Below are 25879 nucleotides of genomic sequence, written 5' to 3'. Positions count from 1 at the left end.
CTTACATACCGATCAACCACAAAGGAAGGATAGTGCACGCATAGTAAGAATCACCAAAAAATGATTCAACGCCACATATGGCATGACTACCTGGATGTAGCTGAGGACTTGAGACACAACCATGAAAGAAGTATATGGAAAGAGTAAAGAAAAGCATGGTATGCGATGGACAACCCTAAAGGAATTAAAAAAATTGTCCATGCAGGCGATGCTGACTTAAATCTTAAGAAACTAGCCAGTTTGACATGGAAAACGCCAACCATGGCGTAATAAGAACCAAAATGAAAAGCTGCAAAATGCTTGCAGCTCTTTTTTTTCTAATACGTTTTAATTTCCAAAGAAGGAGAATGGGAAGATAGACCATGGCTCATCATTGTCTCCGTTTTCATCCGCTGTAAGATCTTCAAAGGTATGCTGTTTCAAACGTGGATCTGTACAAAGCTGTTTCGGAACATCCTTCTCCTTTAAGTAAATAAGTCTCTGCTTATCGCAATCAGCTGTTGCAATTCCGCCAGTTTCAATGTCAACTATGACTCCTCGAACTCCCGCTGGAGCAATAAACGGTTCTTCTGGCAATCCGCGATGAACCAGCTCCATGAACTCAATCCAAACCTGCTTGGTCACCTGCTTTGCTTCGGCATCGCTTACCGCTTTTCCTTGATCGTAGCCGTTCCAAACCCCAGTAGTAAGCTGAGGGGAGAAGCCAATTAAATATTGGTCAGTATTTGTTGTTCCTGATTTAGCCGCGTAAGGACGAGTTTGTTTTGCACGAATGCTAATACCAGTTGCCGGGGAGTAATCATTAAAGGTAGGATCAAAGGTTCCTGTCATTAAGTGAGACAAAACAAATGCATCCTCTTCTAATAGCACCTTCTTACCCTTACGTTTTTCCTCTGTGACGTCATACAATACTTTTCCATCATTGTCAGTAATCTTAGTAATATATGTTGGTTGCATCTGAACCCCTTTATCCGATATTGTGTTATAAACCTTTGTCATGTCTAGTAAGGATACTTCGGGTGTTCCTAAGGCAACGGCAGGTGTATGGTCAATTTCCATATTGATGTTAAAGCGCTCGACCAACTGTTCTAAAGGCTTATAGCCTATTTGCTCTAATGTTTTAACCGCATAGATATTATCAGAGATGGCAATAGCCTGAGCCATGGAAATGGGATGATTAGCAAACTCTCCATTTACATTTTTGGGCTCATATTCTCTACGTCCGTTATCATAGGTAAATATTGTTCGTTCACTTTTTAAATAGGTTAATGGAGAAAATCCATTTTCTAGAGCAGCCGCAAATAATAAAGGTTTAATCGTTGAACCAGGCTGTCTTTTTGCCTGTGTAACCCGGTTGAAGGGACTTTCTGTAAAACTTCGTCCCCCAACCATAGCAGTAATGTAACCTGTTTTTGGTTCCATGCTGACGAATCCAATTTGTAGCTCGCCCTCAGGCATCCATTTTTTTATAGTTTCTTCAGCTGCCTGTTGATGCTTTTGATTTAATGTGGTCGTAATCGTCCAACCGCCCTCTTCAATACGGCGCCCCTTGGTCTCTACAATATTTGTTGCTTCCTTCCATACCTCTTCTAAAAAATATGGTGCTGTCTTTTTAGTAACTACTGATTCCTCGGTTTTTAATACAAAATGCTCTTGATTTGCATGTTCTTTTTGCTCAGCAGTGATAAACTGCTGATTATTCATAAGTTGTAAGATTAGCTTTTGACGATTGACTGCTTTTTCCTCATTAACTAAAGGGGAGTAATGGGTAGGACCTTTTGGAATTCCCATAAGAAGAGCAGACTCTGCTAGAGTTAAAGACTTAGCGCTCTTCCCAAAATAAAACCTGCTTGCAGCCTCTACTCCGTACATCCCATGTCCAAAGTAAACAGTGTTCAAATAGCCCTCTAAAAGTTCATCCTTCTCGTAGAAAATTTCTAACCGATAGGCATATAATGCTTCATTCAATTTACGAGTCCATGATTTCTCGTGGGTTAAAAATACATTACGAGCATATTGCTGAGTAATTGTACTGGCTCCCTCTACTTTTTTGCCAGCCTTTACGTCTTTTAGAAGAGCCGATGCAATCCGAGAATAATCAAATCCATTATGCTCATAAAATTCCTGATCCTCGACAGAAATAGTAGCCTGCGGTATGAAAGGCGACATTTCATCAAGAGATACCCAGTATCTACGTTGATCCTCAAAGCGGTCTCCAATAACATTATCCTGACTGTCTAAAAAAACAGAGGAAATAGGAACTTGTATTATAGGGGCACCAACAATTTGAGCGTAAATGCGAAGGGTGACCAGGGCACTTAAAACTGCACAGCTTGCGGCAATTCCTAACAAAAATACTCTTTTTACTCTTTTATTTCGAGTTGCCTTCTTTTTATATTGCGAGCGCTTCAAAAAATCCACCCCGTTTTCATCCATGTTTCTAACAGTATGAGAACAATAGATTCAAATTAAACGGGAAAACAAAAAACTATTGCACTTTTGCCAAAAACCTCTATACTTTCTTTGTATTTACTTTTTTGATAAAGTAAAAGAATTATGTATTGGAAGGAGATAGATAAATGGCTGGATTTTGGTTTACAGAAAAGCAAACCGAGAATTTTGGCATCACAATGAAGGTGAAACGCACACTTCATACTGAGCAAACGGATTTCCAACTGTTAGAAATGGCAGAAACAGAAGAATGGGGTAACATGCTCTTTTTAGACGGAATGGTTATGACGTCTCAAAAGGATGAGTTTGTTTACCATGAAATGGTGGCACATGTTCCTTTATTTACACATCCAAACCCAGAAAACGTATTAGTTGTTGGTGGGGGAGACGGTGGAGTAATTCGTGAAATTATGAAGCATCCAAAAGTAAAAAAAGCGACACTTGTTGATATAGATGGAAAAGTAATAGAGTACTCAAAAAAATATTTACCAGAGATTGCTTGTGAATTAGAAAATCCTCGTGTAGATGTGCAGGTTGGAGACGGCTTCATGCATATTGCTGAGTCTGAAAACGAGTATGATGTTATTATGGTAGATTCAACTGAACCAGTGGGACCAGCAGTAAATCTATTTACAAAAGGATTCTATGCTGGTATTTCTAAGGCACTAAAAGAAGATGGTCTATTTGTTGCTCAATCGGACAACCCTTGGTTTAAGGCAGACTTAATTCGACAGGTCCAAAAGGACGTAAAGGAAATATTCCCAATTACAAATATGTATTTAGCTAATATTCCTACGTATCCAAGTGGTCTTTGGTGCTTTACAATTGGCTCGAAGAAATATGATCCACTACAGGTTCCAGAGGAACAATTCTTCGATATTGATACAAAATATTATACAAAAGAGCTTCACAAAGCAGCATTCGTTTTACCGAAATTTGTGAAAGACCTTGCAGGAGAGTAAGCCAATGCGATTTGATGAAGCATACTCAGGCAATGTATTTATAAAAAGTAAGCAAAACTACGAAAAAGCTCAGGCAGTTATTTATGGTATGCCGATGGACTGGACAGTAAGCTACCGTCCAGGATCTCGTTTTGGGCCACAACGCATTAGAGAGGTTTCTATCGGACTAGAGGAATATTCGCCATATCTTGATAGAGAGCTAGATGACGTAAACTATTTCGATGCAGGGGATATCCCACTTCCATTTGGAAACGCAGCGAAAAGCCTCGAGCTAATCGGTGATTACATTCGTCAATTGTTACAAGATGGGAAAATTCCAGTTGGCATGGGCGGAGAGCATTTAGTCTCTTGGCCAGTAATGAAAGCTGTGGCAGACAAATATGATAATTTAGCAATTATCCACATGGATGCGCACACCGATTTACGTGTGGAATATGAAGGAGAGCCACTATCTCACTCAACTCCAATCCGTAAAATCGCAGAATATATTGGTCCAAAAAACGTCTACTCATTTGGAATTCGTTCTGGAATGAAGGAAGAGTTCGACTGGGCTAAAGAAAATGGCATGCAAATCGCCAAATTTGAAGTGCTAGAGCCATTGAAGGAAGTACTTCCGACACTAGAGGGTCGTCCGGTCTATGTAACAATTGATATCGATGTGCTTGACCCAGCACACGCACCAGGCACAGGAACTGTAGACTGTGGAGGAATAACAAGCCGCGAGCTGCTAGCCTCCATCCATGCTATCGCAAACTCAGGCGTTAACGTAGTAGGCTTCGACCTTGTAGAAGTAGCCCCAATCTACGACCAATCGGAGCAAACCGCCAACACTGCATCGAAGCTAATGAGAGAAATGCTACTAGGATGGGTTAAATAGAAAATAGTCTCCATTATTCTGCGTAGCTGAACAAAGTGAAGCGGAAGCAAACCGCCAACACTGCATCGAAGCTAATGAGAGAAATGCTACTAGGATGGATTAAATAGAAAATAGTCTCCCTTATTCTGCGTAGCTGAACGAAGTGAAGCGGAAGCAAACCGCAAACACTGCATCGAAGCTCCTACGCGAAATGATTTTAGGCTGGGTAAAGTAGAAAGTAATATCTAAATGTATCTGCGACGATCAGTACGCAGGAGTGCAATTTAATAAAGTATAAAAGTGATGTTCTTTAATGGACATCACTTTTTTTGTATTGAGTAAAATTAAAATGATATTTATAACTATTTATTCCATTACTCTAACAAACAGCTGCTAATAGTGTATAGTGTTTAAGGTTTAGTTGTAACTTAAGCGAAATTTAAGCTATAATATGAAGGTTATATTAACAAACTTCTTTTAAAAGTTATAATTAGTAATTAGGTTTGAATACTAACAATTGTTTAGTTGATTGTAGCGGCAGTCGGCGACTCCAGTGGGATGAGTGAGGCAGATAAGACATCACAAATGACGTGCAAGCGACGGTGATGACTTATCGCCCACGAAAAGCGCCCGACTAAAGCGGAAATCTGCCATCTATTCTATTCATGCAAGCAATTTATATTTGATGGATATCGTATAATTTTTTTCACTCTAGCTAATCTCATATATACTCATCTTATGATTGTAGCGGCAGTCGGCGACTCCAGTGGGATGAGTGAGACAGATAAGACATCACAAACGACGCGCAAGCGGCGGCGGTGGTGGCTTATCGCTCACCCCACGGAAAGCGTCCGACTAAAGCGGAAATCTACCATATATTCTATGGAAGCAAGCAATAGAAATTAAATAAATCATTAATATGCTCTAAAGGATGAAGTCCATGTCTGAACCATTAAAAAAATCAGTTGAAGTTCGTTTACGATCAACGATCCAACACCCCAAAGCAAAAAAAGAATTCTTTGACATTCGCACTACGGGCGTTCTAACCTTAAAGGGAGAGCAGCCTTATTTAGTTTATGAGGAAGTGCAGAATGAAAAAGCTGTTAGAACAACAGTCAAATTACATGAGGAGTCTGCTTTAATATTGCGAAGCGGTGGCGTTAAAATGCGTCTTCCATTTCAAAAGGGAGAGCAGCAAACCGGTAGCTATGACACAGGTTACGGCACCTTCATGATTTCAACAAATACAAAGCATTTACAATTCAAGGATGGTCATTTTCTAGTACATTATGAACTAATAGTGGATGAAGAAGTGGTCGGTACATATAAATTAGAACTAACATATTCGGAGGCGGAATAAATGAACGCAGTAGAAAAAGTACAACAATCTATTAAGGAAGCATTACAACAAGCAATTCTTAAAGCAGAGCTTGTGACAGAAGAGCAGCTCCCATCTGTTCATCTGGAAACACCAAAAGACAAAGCAAATGGCGACTACGCAACAAATATTGCTATGCAATTAACAAAAATTGCGAAGAAAAACCCTCGTCAAATTGCAGAAGCAATCATTGAAAATCTTAATATGAATGGCACAATGATGGAGAAAGTTGACATTGCTGGTCCAGGGTTTATGAACATTACAGTACGTAAAGATTATTTACAAGATGTTGTGAAAGCTGTCCTTACTGAAGAAAAAAATTACGGACGTACGAAATCCGGGGCTGGAGAAAAAATTCAAGTGGAATTTGTTTCTGCCAATCCAACAGGTGACCTACACCTAGGGCATGCTCGTGGAGCTTCTGTGGGAGATTCCTTATGCAACGTATTGGACTTTGCCGGCTATGATGTTTCTCGTGAGTATTATATTAATGATGCAGGCAATCAAATCAATAACTTAGCCGTTTCTATTGAAGTGCGATATTTTGAAGCATTAGGTATGGAAAAGGAAATGCCAGAAGACGGATATCGAGGACAAGACATTATCGATATTGCTGCTGACATTGCAAAAGAGCATGGGGATAAATTTGTTCATATGTCAGATGAGGAACGTTTCCAAGCATTCCGTACACATGGTTTAAAAGTTGAATTGGCGAAACTTCAAAAGGATCTATCAGACTTCCGTGTAAGCTTTGACAATTGGTTCTCGGAAACCTCCTTATATGAAGGCGGAAAAATTGATATTGCATTAAACAAATTACGTGAAAACGGTCATATCTTTGAAGAAGAGGGGGCAACCTGGTTACGCTCTACTACATTTGGAGATGATAAGGATCGTGTACTTATTAAAAGTGATGGCTCATTCACTTATTTACTTCCAGACATTGCATACCATGAGAATAAGCTGGCTCGTGGCTTCGATCAGCTCATTAATATTTGGGGAGCAGACCATCACGGATACATTCCGCGTATGAAGGCTGCTTTTGAGGCACTTGGATACGAACGTGAAAAGCTAGAAGTATCTGTTATCCAAATGGTTCAGCTATATAAAGACGGCGAAAAAATGAAAATGAGTAAACGTACAGGTAAAGCTGTAACGATGCGTGAGCTTGTGGAAGAAGTAGGATTAGACGCTGTGCGTTATTTCTTCGGTATGCGTTCCGGTGATTCTCATATGGACTTTGACCTTGATTTAGCCGTTTCTCAATCCAATGAAAACCCAGTGTACTATGCGCAATACGCACATGCTCGTATTTGTTCTATTTTACGTTCTGCAGAAACACAAGGAATGAAGGCGTCTACAAATTCCTTGGAGTTATTGCAAAGCGAAAAAGAACTTGATCTATTGAAAAAAATCGGTGACTTCCCACAAGTTGTAGCGGATGCTGCGAAACTTCGTGCACCTCACCGTGTAGCAACCTATATCCAGGAACTAGCAGCAACATTCCACAGTTTCTATAATGCAGACAAAGTACTAAACGCTGACAATGTGCCTCTTTCAGAAGCACGTCTTGCGCTAGTAACATCTGCACGCCAAACAATTGCAAATGCATTAAAACTAATCGGAGTATCTGCTCCAGAAAAAATGTAATTAAAACTCCTAGAGGCATTAAGAAACCAATTCTTAATGCCTCTTTTGTTTGTTTATTAGTTTAATCAAACAGATTAAAAAGGAAAATAACAAGTTTATAAAAAGCAAGAACTTGAGCCAAGATGTTCCGAATGATGTCTGCTCGTCACCACTTTTTCATTTATCAATAAAAATACTTTAAAAAACAATATTTATTTATTCTAAAACGATAAATATTATAATATAATTATATTGAATTATATTTAAGTGAGGTGCTTTTATGAAAAAAGGAACAACATTATTTTTAAAGATGGCGGTTATTGTTATGGGAATTCCCGTTCTGGCTTTGTGTATATTTTTGGTGCCTGAAATAGCAAATTTTGCAGAAGAATTATATCCTGACATTCCATATCTCAAATATCTCGTTTTTATCGATTTGTATGCAACGGCTATACCTTTTTACTTTGCTTTGTACCAAGCTTTTAAACTTTTAAATTATATTGATATGGGCAATGCTTTCTCGGAATTATCTGTAAGAGCGTTAAAGAATATTAAATACTGTGCACTTGCAATTAGCTCTTTATATGTATTAGGCATGCCACTATTTTTTCTTGTGGCAGAGAAGGATGATGCTCCAGGAGTTATAGTAATCGGGCTTATCATGATTTTTGCCTCTATGGTAATTGTCGTTTTTTCAGCCGTTCTCCAAAAACTTTTACAAGAAGCTATTCATATAAAATCTGAAAACGATTTAACGGTCTGAGGTGAAAATATGGCGATTATTATTAATATCGATGTGATGTTGGCTAAAAGAAAAATGAGCGTAACAGAACTTTCAGAGAGGGTTGGAATAACAATGGCTAACCTTTCTATATTAAAAAATGGTAAAGCTAAAGCAATTAGGCTTTCTACATTAGAATCAATTTGTAAGGCTTTAGAATGCCAGCCTGGGGATCTTTTAGAATACAAAAGAGATGAAGAAGCTCACGAATGAGTAAAGTTCCCTTAATAAGCAGGAATTATTTTTGAAAACGCGAAGTAATAAATTAGGAACTAACTCATTGGAGGGCTTTAATCAATGGATTAATGCCCTCTTTTTTATATTCAAGTTAGAATAGGCTTATAACGATGCAAGGAGGAAGCAAAGTGCCATGGTATTTAGATAGTGCCTATAAAAGAAATAAGGATGCACCCTATACTTTTTATATTCCTAGCAAAGAAGTGATAGGTAATTTAAATATAGGAGATATGGTCAAACTAATCTTTGAAATCGAGACAAGAACAGACGGGTATGCGGGAGAAAAAATGTGGGTTGAAATTACTCACAGGGATATGGAGAACTTTAAGGGAATTCTTACGAATGATCCATTTAATCTAAGTGAGTTAAAAAGAGGACAAGAAGTATCATTTCGGACAGAACATATTTGTGACACGGAGTATAATGATCCATATTCATCCAAATGGGATTACTATTTTGACACAAAAATAATTGTGAGCAAAGATGTTTTGGAGAGAGATGAATTTAATTTTATGTTAAGAGACGAGCCAAGGGATGAGCAAGACTCTGGTTGGTCTGTATTAAGTGGTTATGAAGATGATGAATTTTTAAATAATCATGAAAATCTGCAATATATATCTATAGGGGTAATTTTAAATATTGATGACTCTATTTTAACTTTTATTGAAGATTTACCCCTCTGTGCATATGAGAGAAATGACAATGGCGCATTCTACAAAATAAATGATTATGATTGGGAGTCCTACTTAAGTGAATAAGCTTGGACATAGATTTAGGAGGTAATTGCGTTGAATATTACTCAATTAAAACAATCACTATTTAAACGAGCTACGATTTTTGAAACAGGAGGATCTCGGCCGACGGAAGAATTGGGAGAGAGCTGGATAGGAAATGTTATGTGGGGTAGCGGAGAAAATAAATCTCCTCAGTTTGAACCAATATGTACTATATTTCTAAAGAATTTACCTTATGTACCGAAGGAGCTAAAAAACATTCAGTTAATCACTGTTTATATGGATTTTAATGTATATAATCATTTAATTGAAGAAAATTTAGCTTCTTTTTTTAAGATAAATTGTTTTACTAATATTAATGAAATACAAAAGATAAATGAACAATCTTCAAGAATGAAGTCTTTTCCATTAAAACCAATATTAGTTGAGAACGATACCCCAGCATGGGATTCAGAAGATATAGAACCAGAAATTCAAGATGAAATTTTACGTCTTGAATTGGAGAGTGATATAGAGTATTACGACGATATCGTCGAAAATATTTATCCCATGCACAAGGTTGGTGGATATCCATCCTATACACAGAGCGGAGTCTCATATGGTGAAGATTATCCGTTTGTCTTTCAGATAAGCTCTGATGCCAAGGCGCAATTCAATATAGTAGATAGTGGCAGTTTTTATTTTTTCTACAATCAAGATAAACAAGATTGGATTGTGTACTGCGATTTTTATTAATAGTCCAGTGATTACTCATAGATTACAAGGTTAAGGAATTAATGTTTCGCTAAACTCGGAAAATTGCTTGATATTAATTTATTTCTCGAATTTCTCTTCTAGTCTCCATCTCGACAACATTTAATTATAAGGTATAATAAATGCAAAGCAGCAATGGAATATTTTTTGCGTAAAGGTGCTCTAGTTACGGATTGCTAGAGTTAAAAGGGAAGCTGGTTAAAGTCCAGCGCGGTCCCGCCACTGTTAGTGATGCATATGCATCATAAGCCAGAAAACCTGCCCTTACGTGCATACCCATTACCTACGCGGATAGGTCTGGTGTAGGTCAGCTATCGGTATTTTGTGGCAGATTTATACCTATCTATCTCTCATCCTAGGATGGGAGATTTTTTATTGATTTTAGGAGGAATGAAGGATGAAAAAGTTTTGGTTAATTATAGGAATGACCTTGCTTGTGTTAGTTGGATGTAATGAGCAAGAGACACTTCCATCAGAAAAAGAAGATAGTTCAGAAATTGGAAATTCAGAAACTGCATTTCCGCTTACATTGACGGATGCTGTAGGCCAAGAAATCACATTAGAGGAAGTTCCGAAGACCATTATTTCCATGATTCCAAGTAATACGGAAATTCTATTTGCATTAGGGCTTGATGAGGAAATTGTCGGCGTTAATGATTACGAGAGTTATCCAGAGGAAGCCTTAGAAAAAGAAAAAATTGGTGGCATGGAGTATAACATTGAAAAAATTATCTCTTTGAATCCAGATATTGTCTTCGCTCATGAGTCCGTAGTAGGAATGGCTGACGCTGGGTTACAACAGCTACGAGATTCTGGTGTAAAGGTTTATGTAGTACAGGATGCAAAGGATTTTAACTTAACCTATACATCCATCGAGCAGATTGGTCGTGCAACAGGCAAGAATGAGGAAGCACAGGCCATTATAAAGGATATGAAGGCAAAGGTTGACGAAATTCAAGAAAAAGTTTCAAAAGTAGAAACAAAGAAAACAGTTTTTGTAGAAACCTCAGATGTGCCTGAGATCTATACTCCTGGTAATAATACATTTATGCAAGAAATTCTAACGATGGTCAACGCAGAAAATATCATGGCTGACCAAGAGGGCTGGTTCCAAGTCAGCCCAGAAGAAATTGTAAGTCGTAATCCTGATGTTATGTTAATCACGTATGATTACGTGGATGGCATTGTTGAAAAGGTCAAGCAACGTGATGGTTTCGATACAGTGACAGCTATTAAAAATAATGCAGTAGTACAAGTGGATGAGGATACCACAAGTCGCCAAGGTCCACGTTTAGTAGAAGGTTTAGAGGAAGTGGCGAAGGCTATCTATCCGGAGGCATTTAGTGAGTAAATCAATGATCGGTTACATCCTGTCACTGGCTACGTTGGCTGTAGCCATTTGGCTAGGTGTATCGGTCGGATCTGTAAAGGTGCCGATCAGTACTTTATGGGATACAGGAACAGATGCGATTGCAACTAATATAGTATGGAAGATTCGCATGCCGCGGGTTATACTCGCAGGATTAGTCGGAGCATCCCTGGCAATAGCGGGAGCGGCCTTTCAAAGCCTGCTTAAAAACCCACTAGCCGACCCTTATACACTGGGAGTGTCGTCCGGAGCATCTGTTGGTGCAGTGGCTACACTCTTTTTTGGAATTTCGGTACCTTTCTTAGGAATGTTCACCTTGCCTGTTTTCAGTATGGTAGGGGCATTAGTTACAATGCTCATCGTTATTTCCTTCGCAAGGCTAGTAGATCGCGCGATGAAAATGGAAACGATTATTTTAACAGGTATTATATTTAGCTCATTTCTTGGCTCAGTCATTTCCTTAATGATTGCTCTGACAGGTGAAGAGCTACGGCAAATTATTGGTTGGCTGTTAGGCAGTGTATCTATGAGGGGCTGGAGCTATGTTCAGATGGCATTGCCATTCATGGTAATCGGTTCCCTATTACTATGGTTAAATCGTAGGGAGCTAAATGCCATGCTCTTTGGAGAAGAACGAGCACAGCATCTAGGTGTGGATGTAAAGAAGCGTAAAATGATGATATTAATTGGTGGGTCAATGCTTACAGGCACAGCCGTATCAGTGTCTGGAACCATTGGTTTTGTTGGATTGGTAGTGCCACATATGACTAGACTTTTATTTGGCTCCGATAACCGGCACGTGCTTCCTTTGAGCTTTATAAATGGAGCTTCTTTATTGATCATTTGTGATCTTGTATCCCGTACGATTATTTCTCCAACAGAGCTTCCAATAGGGGTAATTACTGCGTTTATAGGGGCACCTGTTTTTGCTTTTATCTTCTTTAGACAACGTAAAAAAGGAGGCGCTTAACTTGCTAGAAGTAAAAAATATTTCTGGTGGCTACGATCAAAAGCTAGTAGTGGAGGATGTTTCCTTTCAAGTATCAAAAGGAGAAATGCTAGGAATATTAGGACCAAATGGGAGTGGAAAATCTACTCTCCTTAAACTAATGAGTGGCATACTCACACCATCATCTGGAGAGGTACTAATCGAAGGTAAGCTGTTAAAGTCCTTTGCCTCGAAGGAGCTAGCGAAAAAGTTGGCTGTGCTTCCACAGCTGCACAATCAGGCTTTCTCACATACCGTTCGAGAAACAGTTGCACTTGGTCGTTATCCTCATCAATCAGGGTGGTTTTCTACATGGTCTTCAGAAGATGAATTCGCTATAAAGGAAGCAATGAGACTGACTGCCGTCGATAAGTACGATAAGCATTTACTAGAGCTTTTGTCTGGTGGAGAGCAACAGAGAGTATTTGTAGCCCAGGCATTAGCTCAGCAGGCTCCCATACTGTTGTTAGATGAACCGACGAATCACTTGGATATCGCTCATCAAAAGCAGCTGTTAGATACAATCAAAACACAAGCAATTGAGAATGACATTACAATTATTAGTATTTTTCATGATATTAACCTTGCATCGCTATACTGTGACAGACTTTTACTAATGGACCAGGGGCGCATTAAAGTAATCGGGGAGCCCCAAGAGGTAGTGAAAAAAAGTTTAGTGGAAAATGTTTATGAGGCTAGGGTTAGTACTAGTCCCCATCCAGAGCGACCTAAACCGCAAATAACTATTTTACCAGACGTAAATGAAAAACAAGACAATCAACTAATTACTTCATTCAACTTTAAAGTAACTGGTGACTACGTCCTTTTTCAGGCAGAAAATCAATTAAAAACTTGGTCTTCTGCAGTCATTAACGCGGGAAGTGGCTGGTATAGAAATTTCGTGAATAGAAGAGTAGATGCACAGTATCACTGTGATAATGTGCAGGAGGAAATGTTAAATTATCTTGCTGCTCGAGGTTTATCGGAGGCGGATACTGTAGGCATGATGACTGCAGTCAGGACTACAGACGCTGTGATAAAAGAGTATGTAACACCTTTAGGGAGTCTTGTGGTAATGGTTACCGCGGGAGTTGGAAATGCAGTCGATGTTTCGCGAGCTCACGAAGTAGAAATGTTCCCCGCCATAGGTACCATCAATACATGGGTTATTATTAATGGAGAGCTTGCGGAGGAGGCTTTTATCCAGTCTGTCATCACTGCTACGGAAGCTAAAACGAAGGCAATGGCACATGAACAAGTCATGGATCCTCGGACGGGTACTCTTGCCACTGGTACATCGACAGATAGTGTATTAATAGCTGCGACACAAAAAGGGACCTATATAGAGTATGCAGGTCCTATAACTGAGATTGGTAAAAAGATTGGGCAAGGAGTCTTTGAATGTACCGTTGAAGCTATTCAGATATACAAAAAGGCAAAGGGATGGGTGTAAGATGTCATCTCATATGTTAGCGGTAACAATTGGTCTTCTGCTAGATCGATTAATTGGAGATCCACCAAATTGGCCACATCCAGTTCGGTGGATTGGAACGCTTATCTCAAAATTAACTAAGCGATTAAACAAAGGAAGTTATAGGAAAGTAAAGGGATTACTTTTAGTCCTAATAATAGTAGGGTTATCATTCAGTATTGCTCTAGTATTAGTGTTCACTGCGTACTCAGTTCATATTGTCCTTGGAATTGCTGTGGAGAGTATTTTGATAGCCTCTGGGCTAGCTCAAAAAAGCTTGAAGGTTGCAGCGATGGAGGTCCACAAGCCTTTGATAGAGGGAGATTTAGACACTGCTCGTTTAAAGCTTTCCTGGATTGTTGGAAGAGACACTGAAGATCTAGGAGAGGGGGAAATAACAAGAGGGGTGGTAGAAACAGTCTCCGAGAATATAAGTGATGGAGTAACCGCCCCATTGTTTTTTGCCTTTTTATTTGGGGCTCCTGGGTTATGGGCTTATAAAGCAATTAATACATTAGATTCTATGGTAGGCTATAAAAACGAAATATTTAAAGATTTTGGCTATGTTGCTGCCAAGCTAGACGACATTGCAAACTATATTCCAAGTCGTTTAACTGGGTTGGCAATTATGCTTGGTGGAAGGAAAGAAACTAGTCTTCCCTTTAAGCATCGAATGACTCGCTGGTTGATAGATGCAAAGAAACATCCAAGCCCCAATAGCGGCTATTTAGAAGCTGCCACTGCTTATCAGCTAGGTATACAGCTTGGCGGAAGAAATACATATAAAGGGATAGTTTCTAATCGTGCATTAATGGGAAGCAAAGAGGTCTCACTAAGTGCCAGACATATATTAGGAGCCATTTCACATTTACACACAGCTGTCCTTCTTTTTTGGTTTGGGATGACAGTGATAGGAGGTTTAATACTTGTTGTTACCTAGTCACGGAGCAAATGCTCAACAATTATATCAGCGCTTGAACATGTCTATGCCTGAGACAGTGATAGATTATAGTGAAAATGTGAACCCTCTAGGTCCTCCAGATTTTGTTAAGGAGCAGTGGGTATCATATAGAGACCTAATAACTAAGTATCCTCATCCGCAGGGCGAGCCCTTCCTGACTGCAGCTGCAAATTATCACGGTGTAAGCTCTGAACAAATACTTATTGGAAATGGTGCAGCAGAAATTTTTGCAACCATAGCTATCCGGTATCAGCACAAAAAAGCATTGATTATCCATCCAACGTTCTCTGAATATGAGGCTACGCTAGCACCATATCAAACATCCATTAAGGAGATTATAGCTATCGGTAAGCTTCCGATAGAGGAGGTTCTTAGTGAGCTTGAGAAGGCTGATGTAATTTATATATGCCGACCGAATAATCCTACTGGCTACCTGATTCCATTAGAAGAGATTATACAGATAGCGAATCATGCTAAAAGGTATAACTGTGATTTGGTTTTGGATGAGGCTTTTTTAGATTTTATAGACGAAAAGGAATCCTTTATCCCATATTTAAACAACTTTAATAATGTAATTGTCGTCCGTTCGATGACTAAAATGTATGCAATTCCTGGGCTGCGGTTAGGCTATGCAATTGCTAATAAGGAAATTATAAATAGTCTTCGCTCAATGCTGCCTCACTGGAATAGCAATGCATTAGCGACTACAATTGGAGCCCAGTGCTTCATGGAGACAAAGTATAGACAGAGAACAGTTGACTTCGCAATAAAGGCGCGAGAGGATTTTCAACAATTTTTAGGTGAGCTAGATTGTAGAGTTCTACCATCTAATACAAATTTTCTATGCTTCCAGCTACCTAATCCATTGCAGTCGAAGATATTCTTTGAACATTTACTAGCTCGAGGCTATGTGCTCCGCCATACCGAAAACTTTAAGGGTCTAGACGGTGATTGGTTTCGAGTGGGTATGAAGAAAGAAGAACAAATGGAGCAATTAAAGAAGGAGATGACCTCATGGTTCGAGGAAAACTCGTCTTCATAACAGGTGGAGTGCGGAGCGGAAAAAGCAACTTTGCGGAGCAATATCTGATGAATGAGCAGGCACTACGTAACGTCTACGTTGCTTCTGGTGTAGCAACAGACAAAGAAATGGAGCAAAGAATTGAGTATCACCAAAGAGACCGAGCTAGTTATCCTGTGGAATGGGTTACAATCGAGCAATCGAGACATTTTGAGCAACTAACGGCAGTTATAAAGCAGGATGACGGAATTCTTTGGGACTGTGTCACGACTTGGTTAGCGAACGAACTGTATGTGAGTAATATGGAACAGGTCGAGAAGCGGCTATTTGAAACAATTGACCGTTTGCTAGAAAAGGTTAAGGTGATGGTGATTGTTTCAAATGAAGTACTAGATGAGCATCTTTCTATCTATGAAAGCGTGGTTCGATATCAGCAATGGATTGGTCGGATTCACCAAAGGTTAGTTATAAACGCTGATGAAGCATATGAAATGGAATATGGGTTAGGTCATCAATGGAAATGAGGTGGAGTAATGAATAGCTTGCTACTAGCATTTCAATTTTTTACCGTAGTCCCAATTCAAAAAAGTCTTCCGATGGAAAAGAGACATATAACGGGAATGTATAGTTTCTTTCCTTGGATAGGAGCAGTCATTGGATCAATTGCTTGTTTGCCCATCTACTTTGATTGGAGCTCGTTAATGACCGCATTTGCTGTTGTAAGTCTAGGAATCCTGTTGTCAGGTGGACTCCATATGGATGGGTTCATCGATACTTCAGATGCTTACTTTTCCTACAGAGAACAAGCAAAGCGAATGGAAATATTAGACGACCCTCGGGTTGGGGCTTTCGGTGTAATGGCGACTGTTTTATTGATTGTAGGCAAAATAATCATTATATCTGAGGTATTGTCTGCTGAAAGCTTTCACTTCCTATTTATTATCATTATTCCTTTTTTATCAAGAGTGGTTCTTGTGATTCTATTTGGAATGACGGAAAATGCTAAAGAGAGCGGCCTTGCCCATTTTTTTAAACAAAAGCTACACGTTCAAACAATTATACCTCTGACAGCGAGTTTTTTGTTTATAGCCATTTGTCTGATTGGGCTAATGACATATTGGTTGATTGCGATGACTCTTTTGATTGTGTTAATTCTATTCATTTGCATATACCGTAGTTGGTCGTTAAAAAATTTCGGGGGAATCACAGGTGATTTACTCGGAGCCAGCTTAGAGCTTACGGAGGTCATATTATGGATAACGCTTTTACTGTTACTCTCGTAAGGCATTTTCCGACACTGGGAAATGTCCACAAAAAATATATTGGCTGGACAGACGAACCCATTATGTCTGGTCTTAAGGCAGTCAATAGGTTAGGGGAAGCTAAGCAAGTGTTTGGCAGCGATTTACTTCGATGCCGACAGACTGCTGAAATACTATTTAATGATGTTTCTTATATAGGAAGTGCAAAGCTTAGAGAGTGTTCCTTTGGTATTTGGGAGAAGAAGACGTACAAGGAATTAAAGGACAATGAAAAGTACCAGACCTGGCTAGAGGATTTTTATCGTATTGCTCCTCCTGAAGGGGAATCGCTACAGCAACTAGAATCTCGGGTGATCGAAGGATTTTATGATGGAATTTCTCAATCTAATCCTGTAATCATTATTACACATGGTGGGCCAATTCGAGCTTTGCTGAGTAAATTTGTTAATAGCACCAAAAGCTTTTGGGAATGGGAAGTGCCACACGGAAGCGCTTATCTATTGCATTGGAAGGATAAACAAGAAGTAATGGAGGGAAAACATTGCATATCATTTTCGGTGGAGCATTTAATGGAAAAAGAGCTTTTGTAGAGAAACAGCTAGCTGGTCAAAATGTTCAATGGATAAATGCAGAAGAGGAGATCCCAGCAATTTTGCCTAATATAGAAGTGTTGGCAGTTACAGGATTTGAAAATATTCAAGAAAATCAGTTAAATAAGTGGTTTTCCCAGTTGAAGCAATGGGACGAGGAAAAAGAGATTTATGTTGTTGCTACTGAAATAGGAAGAGGCATTGTTCCGATGGAAGCCAGTATGCGAAAGCTAAGGGATGATGTGGGGAGATTTTATCAGCAGCTTTTTGCAGTTGCAGAAAGTGTCACACGTATTTGGTATGGTATACCACAAACTATAAAAGGGAGATGATCATATTGAAAATTTATACAAAAACAGGTGACAAGGGGCAAACAGGTTTAATAGGAGGCAGAACCGATAAAGACGATATTCGTGTAGAGGCTTATGGAACGATAGACGAGTTAAACTCCTTCATCGGAAAAGCGGTGACAGAGCTAGATACAGTTAAATTCAAGGACATTTTAGAGGATTTGGAAACGATTCAGCATGAGTTATTTGACTGTGGAGGAGATTTAGCAAATGTATCCAATCGTCGTATTTATAAAATGACTGACGAGGCAATAGAAGCAATGGAAAAACGAATTGATGTACTTGTAGAGGAAGGACCAGTACTAGAGAGATTCATCCTTCCAGGAGGAACCCCTGCTGCAGCTACACTTCATATTGCTCGCACTATCACTCGTCGTGCGGAACGTTTAACGGTCACTTTGTCTAAGACAGAAGAGGATGTGCCTTCTGTTGTTCAACGCTACTTAAATCGTTTATCTGACTATTTATTTGCAGCAGCACGAGTAGCAAATGTTCGAGAAAATGTAAGTGATGTGGAATATGTAAGAAGTGCAAAAGTGTTTAAAAACGTTGGTAGTGAGAAAAAAGAAGGGGAATAATTTAGATGAAACTTCGATTATTAACACTTGCTGCAATGTTTGCAGCCCTATCAGCTATAGGGGCTTTAATAAAAATTCCTGTAGGAATCGGGAGTGCGGCACTAGACACAGTGCCTGCACTTATTTCATCTCTATTCTTACCTCCCGTATACGCGGGTGCTGCCTCTCTAGTAGGTCATCTGGCCTCTTCCTTGTCAGCCGGTTTCCCATTGGGGCCACTACATATCATCATAGCTCTAGAGATGTTTGTTATCCTATTTGTCTTTACAAAACTCCATCAAAAGGGATATCACTTTTGGAAATGGGTTTTCTTTATCGTTGCAAATAGTGTACTGGCCACTTTACCATTCTATTGGATTATTTCACCTGCATTCTTCATTGGCGCATTACCAGGCATCACATTGGCGACCATATTAAATGCTTCCATTGCCATGATCGTTTCACCTGTTGTTGAAAAAGTAATGGAACGAGTAAAGACACATGCGTAACGCAATTTTATTGCCTAACGGGCTGGTGCTTACAACTGATAACTCAGCAGCAATAGGAGAAAAGGAAAAAGATGTAGTGCATATATCGGATGAAGTAGTTGCTTACTTTGCAGCTAGAGTAACCATATTGGAGCAATGGGCAGCTAAAGCATTTCCACAAACGATTATCGTACATAACTTTTCTGGAAGCGAAAGCTGGAGTAAATATATAAAAGGGATTAAACGATTATTTGATGAGATTGCTGAGGAATGCCCCATAATAACAGGGAGCAGCGAAACGAATATGGAAACTTTGCAATCTGCCATGGCCCTATCCATGATTGGTGAAAAACAACTAGAAGAATTTCATGATTTTCAGTGGTATGCCTACGGAAAACCATGTGTTGGAGAAGAAGTAATAAAAGAAATACAAGCTATCGCAGACTTAATGAAAATCTGGGAAGCAATGAAGTCAGGATTGGTTCATGCAGTTTGGCCAGTTGGCTCTACAGGTATCGCAGGAGAATGTAACCGGTTAGGAATCGAGGGCTATCTAGATGGATGGAATTTAAATATTTCAGCTGGTCCAGCAACGACTGTTCTTTTAGGTATTAGTCCGACGAGAGAACAGGAAGCTAAATTACATTTTGGAAAACACTTTCAAGCCATTAAATAGAAGACTTGCAATCTATTGAAAAACAAATTCCGTTTTCATGAATAAAATTTCTTTTGCAGTCTATTTCATAATTGAAATGGACTGCTTCTTTTTTATTTGATGTCTCAGTTACTAAAGACATCAAATAAAAAAGCTTAAATTCTCGTTTTGAAAAGAGAAATTAAGCTATAAATATTATAGTATCACTCCTGAAAAATTGCCTCTAAGCACTAGAATGTCATTTTGATTGTAGCATATAAAGGATGCAACAATGGACGTTCTATTTTCCTGCTTTTCGAATTTTTCAATAGTTACCTCACAAATTATTGTGTCGCCAGTATATACAGGTTTTAAAAACTCAAAATTCATGTTCCGAGCTAGCACATTGTTATCACCACCTACTTTTGTTGGTAATGTAGCAGTCATTAACCCTTGAACCACTACTCTTCCTTGTTCATCTGGTTTCATATGATGAATCCCCTCATCACCTGAAACCTTTGTAAATAATTCCACATCTTCTAATGTAAAAGTTCTTTCAAATCTAATTATTTCTCCAACTCTTAATGACATATTATCCTCCTTTAAAAAGAATTTTTCCTTATCAATTAATTCCAATATAAACCAATTTAAATTCTACCATTATAGCTATTAGAAATATAATTCTTAACTATTATTTTACTTCACCGCCTATCTAAACTACGAAATTCAAACAATGATGTAATTGAGACCCGTCCGATACGACTTCTTCGCTAGTAATCGGATTTTTCTCTTTTTCCTCATGTGTAATAAAAATGCTAAATTTAATTTTTTTTAAAAGGGGGAAAAAACATTCTAATGCTAAACACCGCGAAAAAAATATAGGGGAGCGTTGAAAAAAGTTAATCTATAAGACTCTCTGCCGATAAAAGGAGGGTGATTAGGTACACTTTTTGTTCATATTCAAGAAAGTAAATTCTAGCTCCAGTGCCTTGCCCCTCGAGGTCAAATGGATAAAAGCTCCGGTGGCTGAGGGACTGCCTCCTCGCTTTTTCTCATTTGCTTGTCAGGGCAGATATAGGCGCTTGCGCTTTTCTATCTGTCTAGCTCCAGCGCCTTGCCCCTCGAGGTCAAATGAGTTAAAGCTCCGGTGGCTGAAGAACTGCCTCCTCGCTTTTTCTCATTTGCTTGTCGGGGCAGATATAGGCGCTTGCGCTTTTCTATTAAGAAGTATAAAGGAGATAAACTAATGTTTCGTAATTATGTGGAAGGTGATATGGTCGTCATTCAAGGTGACTATGCAGCTTCTATTGTTTTATTATCCGTTTTAATCGCTGTTATTGCTTCTTATTCGGCTTTGGCGATGAATGGAAGAGCTCAAAGGAATGGTTTCTTTCATCGATATATTTGGTTGTTATTTGCATCAATTGCTATGGGATTTGGAATTTGGTCTATGCATTTTGTCGGAATGAGTGCATTTTCCTTACCAGTGCATATGAAATACAATGTACCGCTAACGGTTTTATCTATAGTACCAGCTATGATAGCTTCCTTTTTAGCTTTTTATCTTTCGAGCCTTTCTAAAAGAGGATTTTGGATGTACGTCTTAGCTGGAATCTCAATGGGTACAGGGATTTCCACCATGCACTATATGGGAATGTATGCAATGGAAATGGACATCTTTTATACTTATGATCGTTTACTGTTTGCAGTTTCTATAGGGATCGCAGTAGCAGTCTCAATGATAGCAGTCTATATATTTTCGAGTCTGCAGCTCTATATGAAAAATCGTTGGATTCAATTGTGTACTGCAGTGATTATGGGATTGGCTGTTTCTAGCATGCACTATACAGGGATGTCAGCTATCACTTTTTATATGCCAAATGATTTCCCAATACATACACTTGCACACGAGATGGAGAATATTGGAGGCTTAGTTATTATAGTCACTGTTGGGATGGCATTTTTGCTCGGTATGCTTTTTTTATCGGGGCAAATTGACCGTTATGTGGAATACCGCACGAATTTTTTTGATTCCTATACGAAGCTGCCAAACCGACGTTCATTTGAACAGGATCTCCAGAAACATCTGTTTCCAGAGTATTTGAGCATCTGGCATTTGAATGGCTTGGAGGAGCTAAATAAAGAATATAGCTATCAATTTGTAGATGAAGTTATCAAGCGATTAGCAGAAAAGTTTAAATCACTGGCTCCAGCTTCATCTGAACTATATAGAATGGAGGAGAACCGCTTTGCTTTTTTGATGAAGGACGTTAAAGATAATTCGCAAGTAAAAGAAGCAATGCAGAGAATTGCCGATTATTTGCAAAAGCCTCTTTTGATTGATGGTGAAAAGATTTATCTTTCTTCAGTTTGTGCCGTTGCAGAGGCCAACAATAAAACGGAGGCAGTTGCTTTATACGCTAACGTTTTATCAGTTATCGACCATTCCTCTACAAATTTCGTAAACGAGGTAATTTTCTATGATCCATCCATTCACACCCGCACTTTTGAACGGGAGTTAGTAGATGATATTAGTCGTGCCATTAAAGATGGTGAATTATTTTTGGTCTATCAGCCGAAGGTTTCTCTCAGGGGGAATCAGGTAGAAGGTCTTGAAACGTTGCTCAGATGGAACCACCCAACACATGGACTTCTATCTCCTGCAGTATTTATCCCTATACTTGAAACGCATAATCGAATGGTGGGAGTTACGGACTGGATTATTGAGCAAGTCTGTAGGCAGATTGCAAACTGGAGGGAGGATGGCATCTCTTTTGAGCAAATCTCTATTAATATTCCTGGAGAATATGTAACATCACCGAAGCTTCTCCATGTGGTGAAAGACAATATGCAGCATTATAAGGTGTCAGCCTCCCAGTTAGAGTTAGAAATAACCGAAACAAGCTTTGTCAGAAATATAGACAAAGCAATACAAGCGGTCATAGCTTTTCGAAAGGAAGGGTTATCAGTAGCCTTAGATGATTTTGGTACAGGAGTTTCATCCTTGTCCTATTTAAAAAAGATGCCTATTTCTACATTAAAGATAGACAAATCCTTTATTGATGAAATTCCAGCATCTGAAAAGGACTCTTCCATCATGGAAGCAATGATTGGGCTTGGTCAATCCCTAAAATTGACCATTGTATTTGAAGGAGTAGAAACGAAGGAACAAATAGAGTTCTTAAAAAATACCTGCATCATGCCAGTCGTGCAGGGATATTATTTTTCTAAGCCACAAACGAGCGAGGAAATAGTTTTGTGGAATCAAGTTCATTTAGCGACAACTAAAGCATTAGCCTAGAAAGCATCGATTCCTACTCGATGCTTTTTCCAAATGAAAAAAATAGTGACTAAGCAATGTCTCAAATCCTATAACTAGAATGCCTTCTAATTGATCAGAATTGAATTAATTTAAATTATACAAAGGATAATTTTCATTCATACATGAATATTTATCCAAAAGTTGATTGTAGCGGCAGTCGGCGACTCCATTGGGAGGAGGGAGAAAGATAAGCCATCACAAACGATACGCAAGCGACGGTGATGGCTAATCGCTCCGCCACGGAAAGCGTCCGACTAAAGCGCAAATCAACCATACTTAGTCCAAGGTTTCACTTTTTAGGAAGTGTATTTGTTGAATTATCTCTTAAATGGAATTAGTTAAACAAAAATAGTTTTTATTCAAACACAACCATTTATCCAAAAGTTGATTGCAGCGGCAGTCGGCGACTCCAGTGGGAGGAGGGAGAAAGATAAGCCATCACAAACGACGCGCAAGCGACGGTGATGGCTAATCGCTCCCCCCACGGAAAGCGTCCGACTAAAGAGAAAATCAATCATACTTTGCCCCAAGCACTTTCTAGAAATTATACACGGGTAAATACCTCTGAAAGGATCTACCTAACCTTTCTTACTCCAGCCTAAACTTTAACTAATAAACCAATTAATCTAATCCTTATATTAAAATATTTTTCATTTTAGCAATTATTCTTTAATTTGCTATTGACTGAATGCTCATTCAGTTTTAATATTGTATTAATTCATATAATTCTATTATAATGTTATTCTATTATTAATTAGGCACATCTTAGAGGGGGAAAAGGGATGAATCCGTTGTTAATCGCAAACTGGGTGTTATTCATCGGAGTAGTACTGTATGCGGCCTATCTATTTGTATATCTACTACGAACAAGGTATGCATACATTAAATTGGGGAAAAAAGTTGAGTTTGAAGACAATGTGAAGGAAAGACTTAGAAAAATTTGGGTGTATGTTTTTGGGCAAAAGAAGCTACTGAAAGACAAGAAAAGTGGAGCAATCCATGTCATGTTCTTCTATGGCTTCATCCTTGTACAATTTGGAGCAATCGATTTTATATGGAAGGGACTAGCACCAGATTCGCATTTACCGCTAGGACCACTATATCCAGCATTTACATTCTTCCAGGAGATTGTAACACTAACAATCTTAGTTGCAGTAATTTGGGCGTTCTATCGTCGTTATGTTGAAAAGCTAGTCCGTTTAAAACGTGGATGGAAAAATGGTTTAGTACTTATTTTCATCGGTGGACTAATGGTTTCAGTATTAATCGGTAATGGTATGGGAATGATTTGGCACGGTCATGAGGCAACATGGAGTGAGCCTGTAGCATCTGCTATTGCAACCGTTTTCCAAGCAATTCCGGAGGCTGCGGCAATCACTGTGTTCTTTGTAATGTGGTGGGTACATTTATTGTTCCTATTAACGTTCTTAGTTTATATTCCACAATCTAAGCATTTCCACTTAATCACTGGTCCTGCTAACGTTTACTTCCATCGTTTAGACAAAGTAGGCAGACTCCGTCCGATTAACTTTGAAGAGGAAGAGGACGAAGAAGCGGATGAGGAAGAAATGCCAGTCTTTGGTGTTGGACGTGTTCAAGACTTTACACAAGCGCAAATGATTGATTTCTATGCATGTGTAGAATGTGGTCGTTGTACGAATATGTGTCCCGCAACAGGAACAGGTAAAATGCTATCTCCAATGGATTTAATTGTTAAGCTACGTGATCATTTAACATTTACTGGAGCAGTAGAAACAAAACAAAAGCCATGGGTTCCAGCTCTTGCGTTCAAAGGTACAAAAGGAAACCAGTTGGCAATGGCAGCTGGCGCAGAAGGTGCTGTAATTGAAGATATTTATAGCCCATCATTAATCGGGGATGTAATTACTGAGGAAGAAATTTGGGCTTGTACGACTTGCCGTAACTGTGAAGATCAATGCCCAGTTATGAACGAGCATGTAGATAAAATAATAGACCTTCGTCGTTATTTAGTAATGACAGAAGGTAAAGTAAACCCGGATGCACAACGTGCGATGACAAACATTGAACGTCAGGGTAATCCATGGGGTCTTAACCGTAAAGAAAAAGAAAATTGGAGAGATGCTCGTCCAGATCTTCACATTCCAACAGTAAAAGAAGTATCCAAAGCTGGGGAAGAGTTTGAATATCTATTCTGGGTTGGATCTATGGGATCCTTTGACAACCGCTCTCAAAAAATTGCTTTATCATTCGCTCACTTGATGAACGAGGCAGGAGTGAAGTTCGCGATTCTTGGTAATAAAGAAAAGAACTCGGGAGACACACCGCGCCGACTAGGGAACGAATTTATGTTCCAAGAGCTTGCGGCAGCGAATATTAAAGAATTTGAAAAGGCAGAGGTAACGAAAATAGTCACAATCGATCCTCATGCATATAATATTTTCAAAAATGAATACGGTGATTTTGGCTGGAGTGGAGAAGTTCTACACCATACTGAGTTGCTTTACGATTTAGTAATGTCTGGTCGCTTAAAACCAAAATATGAAGTAAATGAAACAATCACCTTCCATGACTCTTGTTATTTGGGACGTTATAACGATGTGTACGATGCACCTCGTGAAATTCTGAAATCAATCCCTGGTGTGAAGCTAGTGGAAATGGCACGTAACCGTGAAAGCGGAATGTGCTGTGGAGCTGGTGGAGGTTTAATGTGGATGGAGGAGCATGTGGGTAACCGCGTAAACGTTGCTCGTACAGAACAAGCGTTAGATGTAAACCCAACAGTTATCTCTTCGGGATGTCCTTATTGCTTGACGATGCTATCAGATGGTACAAAGGCTAAGGAAGTAGAAGATACAGTTGGAACATATGATATTGCAGAGCTTCTAGAAAAATCAATCTTTGGTGAGTCAATGACCGAAATAGAAGAAGTAAACGAAGAACAAAATGTTCAATAATAATTGCCAACCTCAATTACTTTAAGTAAACTAAAAGTAATTGAGGTAGGGAGTGGAAACACTCCCTTTTATTAACAATATAAGTCGAGCGAGCGTTCAGTCAGTAATTTTTATTTTTTATAGATGTTGAAAGCGCATACAAATCAAAG

General features: G+C 39.0%; 24 protein-coding genes, 1 pseudogene and 1 riboswitch. Of the genes and pseudogenes, 23 read left to right on the top strand and 2 right to left on the bottom strand.

The genetic code is table 11. From position 1 onward, the window contains the following. Positions 1-33: 33 nt before the first annotated feature. Positions 34-270 (top strand): annotated as a pseudogene (locus H9650_RS04690) (IS5/IS1182 family transposase); the annotation flags it as partial. 57 nt (positions 271-327) lie between these two features. Here the strand turns inward: H9650_RS04690 and H9650_RS04685 are convergent. Further along, positions 328-2412: a transglycosylase domain-containing protein gene (locus H9650_RS04685; RefSeq protein ID WP_144539779.1), complete on the bottom strand. Its 2085-nt coding sequence runs from the start codon at positions 2410-2412 to the stop codon at positions 328-330. Positions 2413-2579: 167 nt separating this feature from the next. Between H9650_RS04685 and speE the strand changes: the two genes are divergently transcribed. The 20 genes from speE to H9650_RS04585 all read left to right on the top strand — a co-directional run bounded on the left by speE (position 2580) and on the right by H9650_RS04585 (position 19514). Further along, on the top strand, positions 2580-3413 hold the full coding sequence (gene speE, locus H9650_RS04680; RefSeq protein ID WP_144539777.1) for a spermidine synthase: 834 nt from the start codon (positions 2580-2582) through the stop codon (positions 3411-3413). Between the two features lie 4 nt (positions 3414-3417). Continuing rightward, on the top strand, positions 3418-4290 hold the full coding sequence (gene speB / locus H9650_RS04675) for an agmatinase (RefSeq protein WP_144539775.1): 873 nt from the start codon (positions 3418-3420) through the stop codon (positions 4288-4290). Positions 4291-5209: 919 nt separating this feature from the next. Then, positions 5210-5629: a DUF1934 domain-containing protein gene (locus tag H9650_RS04670; protein ID WP_151111415.1), complete on the top strand. Its 420-nt coding sequence runs from the start codon at positions 5210-5212 to the stop codon at positions 5627-5629. Then, a complete protein-coding gene (argS, locus tag H9650_RS04665; protein WP_151111413.1) occupies positions 5630-7297 on the top strand; it encodes an arginine--tRNA ligase in 1668 nt (555 codons plus the stop codon). Positions 7298-7556: 259 nt separating this feature from the next. After that, positions 7557-8039: a DUF2975 domain-containing protein gene (locus H9650_RS04660; RefSeq protein ID WP_144539769.1), complete on the top strand. Its 483-nt coding sequence runs from the start codon at positions 7557-7559 to the stop codon at positions 8037-8039. Between the two features lie 9 nt (positions 8040-8048). Continuing rightward, positions 8049-8270, top strand: a complete 222-nt coding sequence (locus tag H9650_RS04655; RefSeq protein WP_144539767.1) for a helix-turn-helix domain-containing protein — start codon at positions 8049-8051, stop codon at positions 8268-8270. A gap of 152 nt (positions 8271-8422) precedes the next feature. After that, positions 8423-9052: an immunity protein Imm33 domain-containing protein gene (locus H9650_RS04650; RefSeq protein WP_151111411.1), complete on the top strand. Its 630-nt coding sequence runs from the start codon at positions 8423-8425 to the stop codon at positions 9050-9052. Positions 9053-9082: 30 nt separating this feature from the next. Further along, entirely contained in the window at positions 9083-9763 is a 681-nt protein-coding gene (locus tag H9650_RS04645) for a DUF1963 domain-containing protein (protein WP_154311529.1), read from the top strand. A gap of 156 nt (positions 9764-9919) precedes the next feature. Next, a riboswitch (cobalamin riboswitch) is annotated at positions 9920-10061 on the top strand. A gap of 117 nt (positions 10062-10178) precedes the next feature. Beyond that, positions 10179-11132: an ABC transporter substrate-binding protein gene (locus H9650_RS04640; RefSeq protein WP_151111406.1), complete on the top strand. Its 954-nt coding sequence runs from the start codon at positions 10179-10181 to the stop codon at positions 11130-11132. A 4-nt stretch (positions 11133-11136) separates the two neighbouring features. After that, positions 11137-12120 (top strand): FecCD family ABC transporter permease, encoded by a 984-nt coding sequence (locus H9650_RS04635; RefSeq protein WP_186318228.1) that lies wholly within the window; start codon positions 11137-11139, stop codon positions 12118-12120. A 1-nt stretch (position 12121) separates the two neighbouring features. Next, complete coding sequence (locus tag H9650_RS04630; protein ID WP_151111404.1) at positions 12122-13591, top strand: adenosylcobinamide amidohydrolase; 1470 nt, start codon at positions 12122-12124, stop codon at positions 13589-13591. Position 13592: 1 nt separating this feature from the next. After that, a complete protein-coding gene (gene cbiB / locus H9650_RS04625; RefSeq protein WP_191696675.1) occupies positions 13593-14549 on the top strand; it encodes an adenosylcobinamide-phosphate synthase CbiB in 957 nt (318 codons plus the stop codon). Next, the gene (locus tag H9650_RS04620; protein WP_191696674.1) at positions 14536-15612 is read left to right on the top strand and encodes a pyridoxal phosphate-dependent aminotransferase; all 1077 of its coding nucleotides are present in this window, start codon (positions 14536-14538) and stop codon (positions 15610-15612) included. The genes cbiB and H9650_RS04620 overlap by 14 nt, the downstream gene beginning before the upstream one ends. After that, complete coding sequence (locus H9650_RS04615; protein ID WP_154311521.1) at positions 15585-16115, top strand: bifunctional adenosylcobinamide kinase/adenosylcobinamide-phosphate guanylyltransferase; 531 nt, start codon at positions 15585-15587, stop codon at positions 16113-16115. Before H9650_RS04620 ends, H9650_RS04615 begins: the two co-directional genes overlap by 28 nt. 9 nt (positions 16116-16124) lie before the next feature. Beyond that, positions 16125-16874 (top strand): adenosylcobinamide-GDP ribazoletransferase, encoded by a 750-nt coding sequence (gene cobS / locus H9650_RS04610; protein ID WP_154311519.1) that lies wholly within the window; start codon positions 16125-16127, stop codon positions 16872-16874. Continuing rightward, complete coding sequence (locus tag H9650_RS04605; RefSeq protein WP_154311518.1) at positions 16844-17443, top strand: histidine phosphatase family protein; 600 nt, start codon at positions 16844-16846, stop codon at positions 17441-17443. Before cobS ends, H9650_RS04605 begins: the two co-directional genes overlap by 31 nt. Next, positions 17395-17775 carry a bifunctional adenosylcobinamide kinase/adenosylcobinamide-phosphate guanylyltransferase gene (locus H9650_RS04600; RefSeq protein ID WP_154311516.1) on the top strand — a complete coding sequence of 127 codons (381 nt, stop codon included), beginning with the start codon at positions 17395-17397 and terminating at the stop codon, positions 17773-17775. Before H9650_RS04605 ends, H9650_RS04600 begins: the two co-directional genes overlap by 49 nt. 5 nt (positions 17776-17780) lie before the next feature. Next, complete coding sequence (locus H9650_RS04595) at positions 17781-18371, top strand: cob(I)yrinic acid a,c-diamide adenosyltransferase (RefSeq protein WP_154311515.1); 591 nt, start codon at positions 17781-17783, stop codon at positions 18369-18371. 5 nt (positions 18372-18376) lie between these two features. Beyond that, on the top strand, positions 18377-18859 hold the full coding sequence (locus H9650_RS04590; RefSeq protein ID WP_191696673.1) for an ECF transporter S component: 483 nt from the start codon (positions 18377-18379) through the stop codon (positions 18857-18859). Next, a complete protein-coding gene (locus tag H9650_RS04585; protein ID WP_191696672.1) occupies positions 18852-19514 on the top strand; it encodes a hypothetical protein in 663 nt (220 codons plus the stop codon). The genes H9650_RS04590 and H9650_RS04585 overlap by 8 nt, the downstream gene beginning before the upstream one ends. Before the next feature lie 174 nt (positions 19515-19688). Here the strand turns inward: H9650_RS04585 and H9650_RS04580 are convergent, their stop codons facing one another. Continuing rightward, positions 19689-20063, bottom strand: a complete 375-nt coding sequence (locus H9650_RS04580; RefSeq protein ID WP_191696671.1) for a hotdog domain-containing protein — start codon at positions 20061-20063, stop codon at positions 19689-19691. A 655-nt stretch (positions 20064-20718) separates the two neighbouring features. Here H9650_RS04580 and H9650_RS04575 point away from each other — a divergent pair. Then, positions 20719-22773, top strand: a complete 2055-nt coding sequence (locus H9650_RS04575) for a bifunctional diguanylate cyclase/phosphodiesterase (protein WP_191696670.1) — start codon at positions 20719-20721, stop codon at positions 22771-22773. A gap of 803 nt (positions 22774-23576) precedes the next feature. Then, the gene (locus H9650_RS04570; protein ID WP_151111386.1) at positions 23577-25730 is read left to right on the top strand and encodes a (Fe-S)-binding protein; all 2154 of its coding nucleotides are present in this window, start codon (positions 23577-23579) and stop codon (positions 25728-25730) included. The last annotated feature ends 149 nt before the right edge of the window (positions 25731-25879 follow it).

This window comes from Psychrobacillus faecigallinarum, assembly GCF_014836595.1.
In the GTDB taxonomy this organism is placed as follows: Bacteria; Bacillota; Bacilli; order Bacillales_A; family Planococcaceae; genus Psychrobacillus; species Psychrobacillus faecigallinarum.
This window is presented reverse-complemented; position numbering and strand designations above follow the sequence as displayed.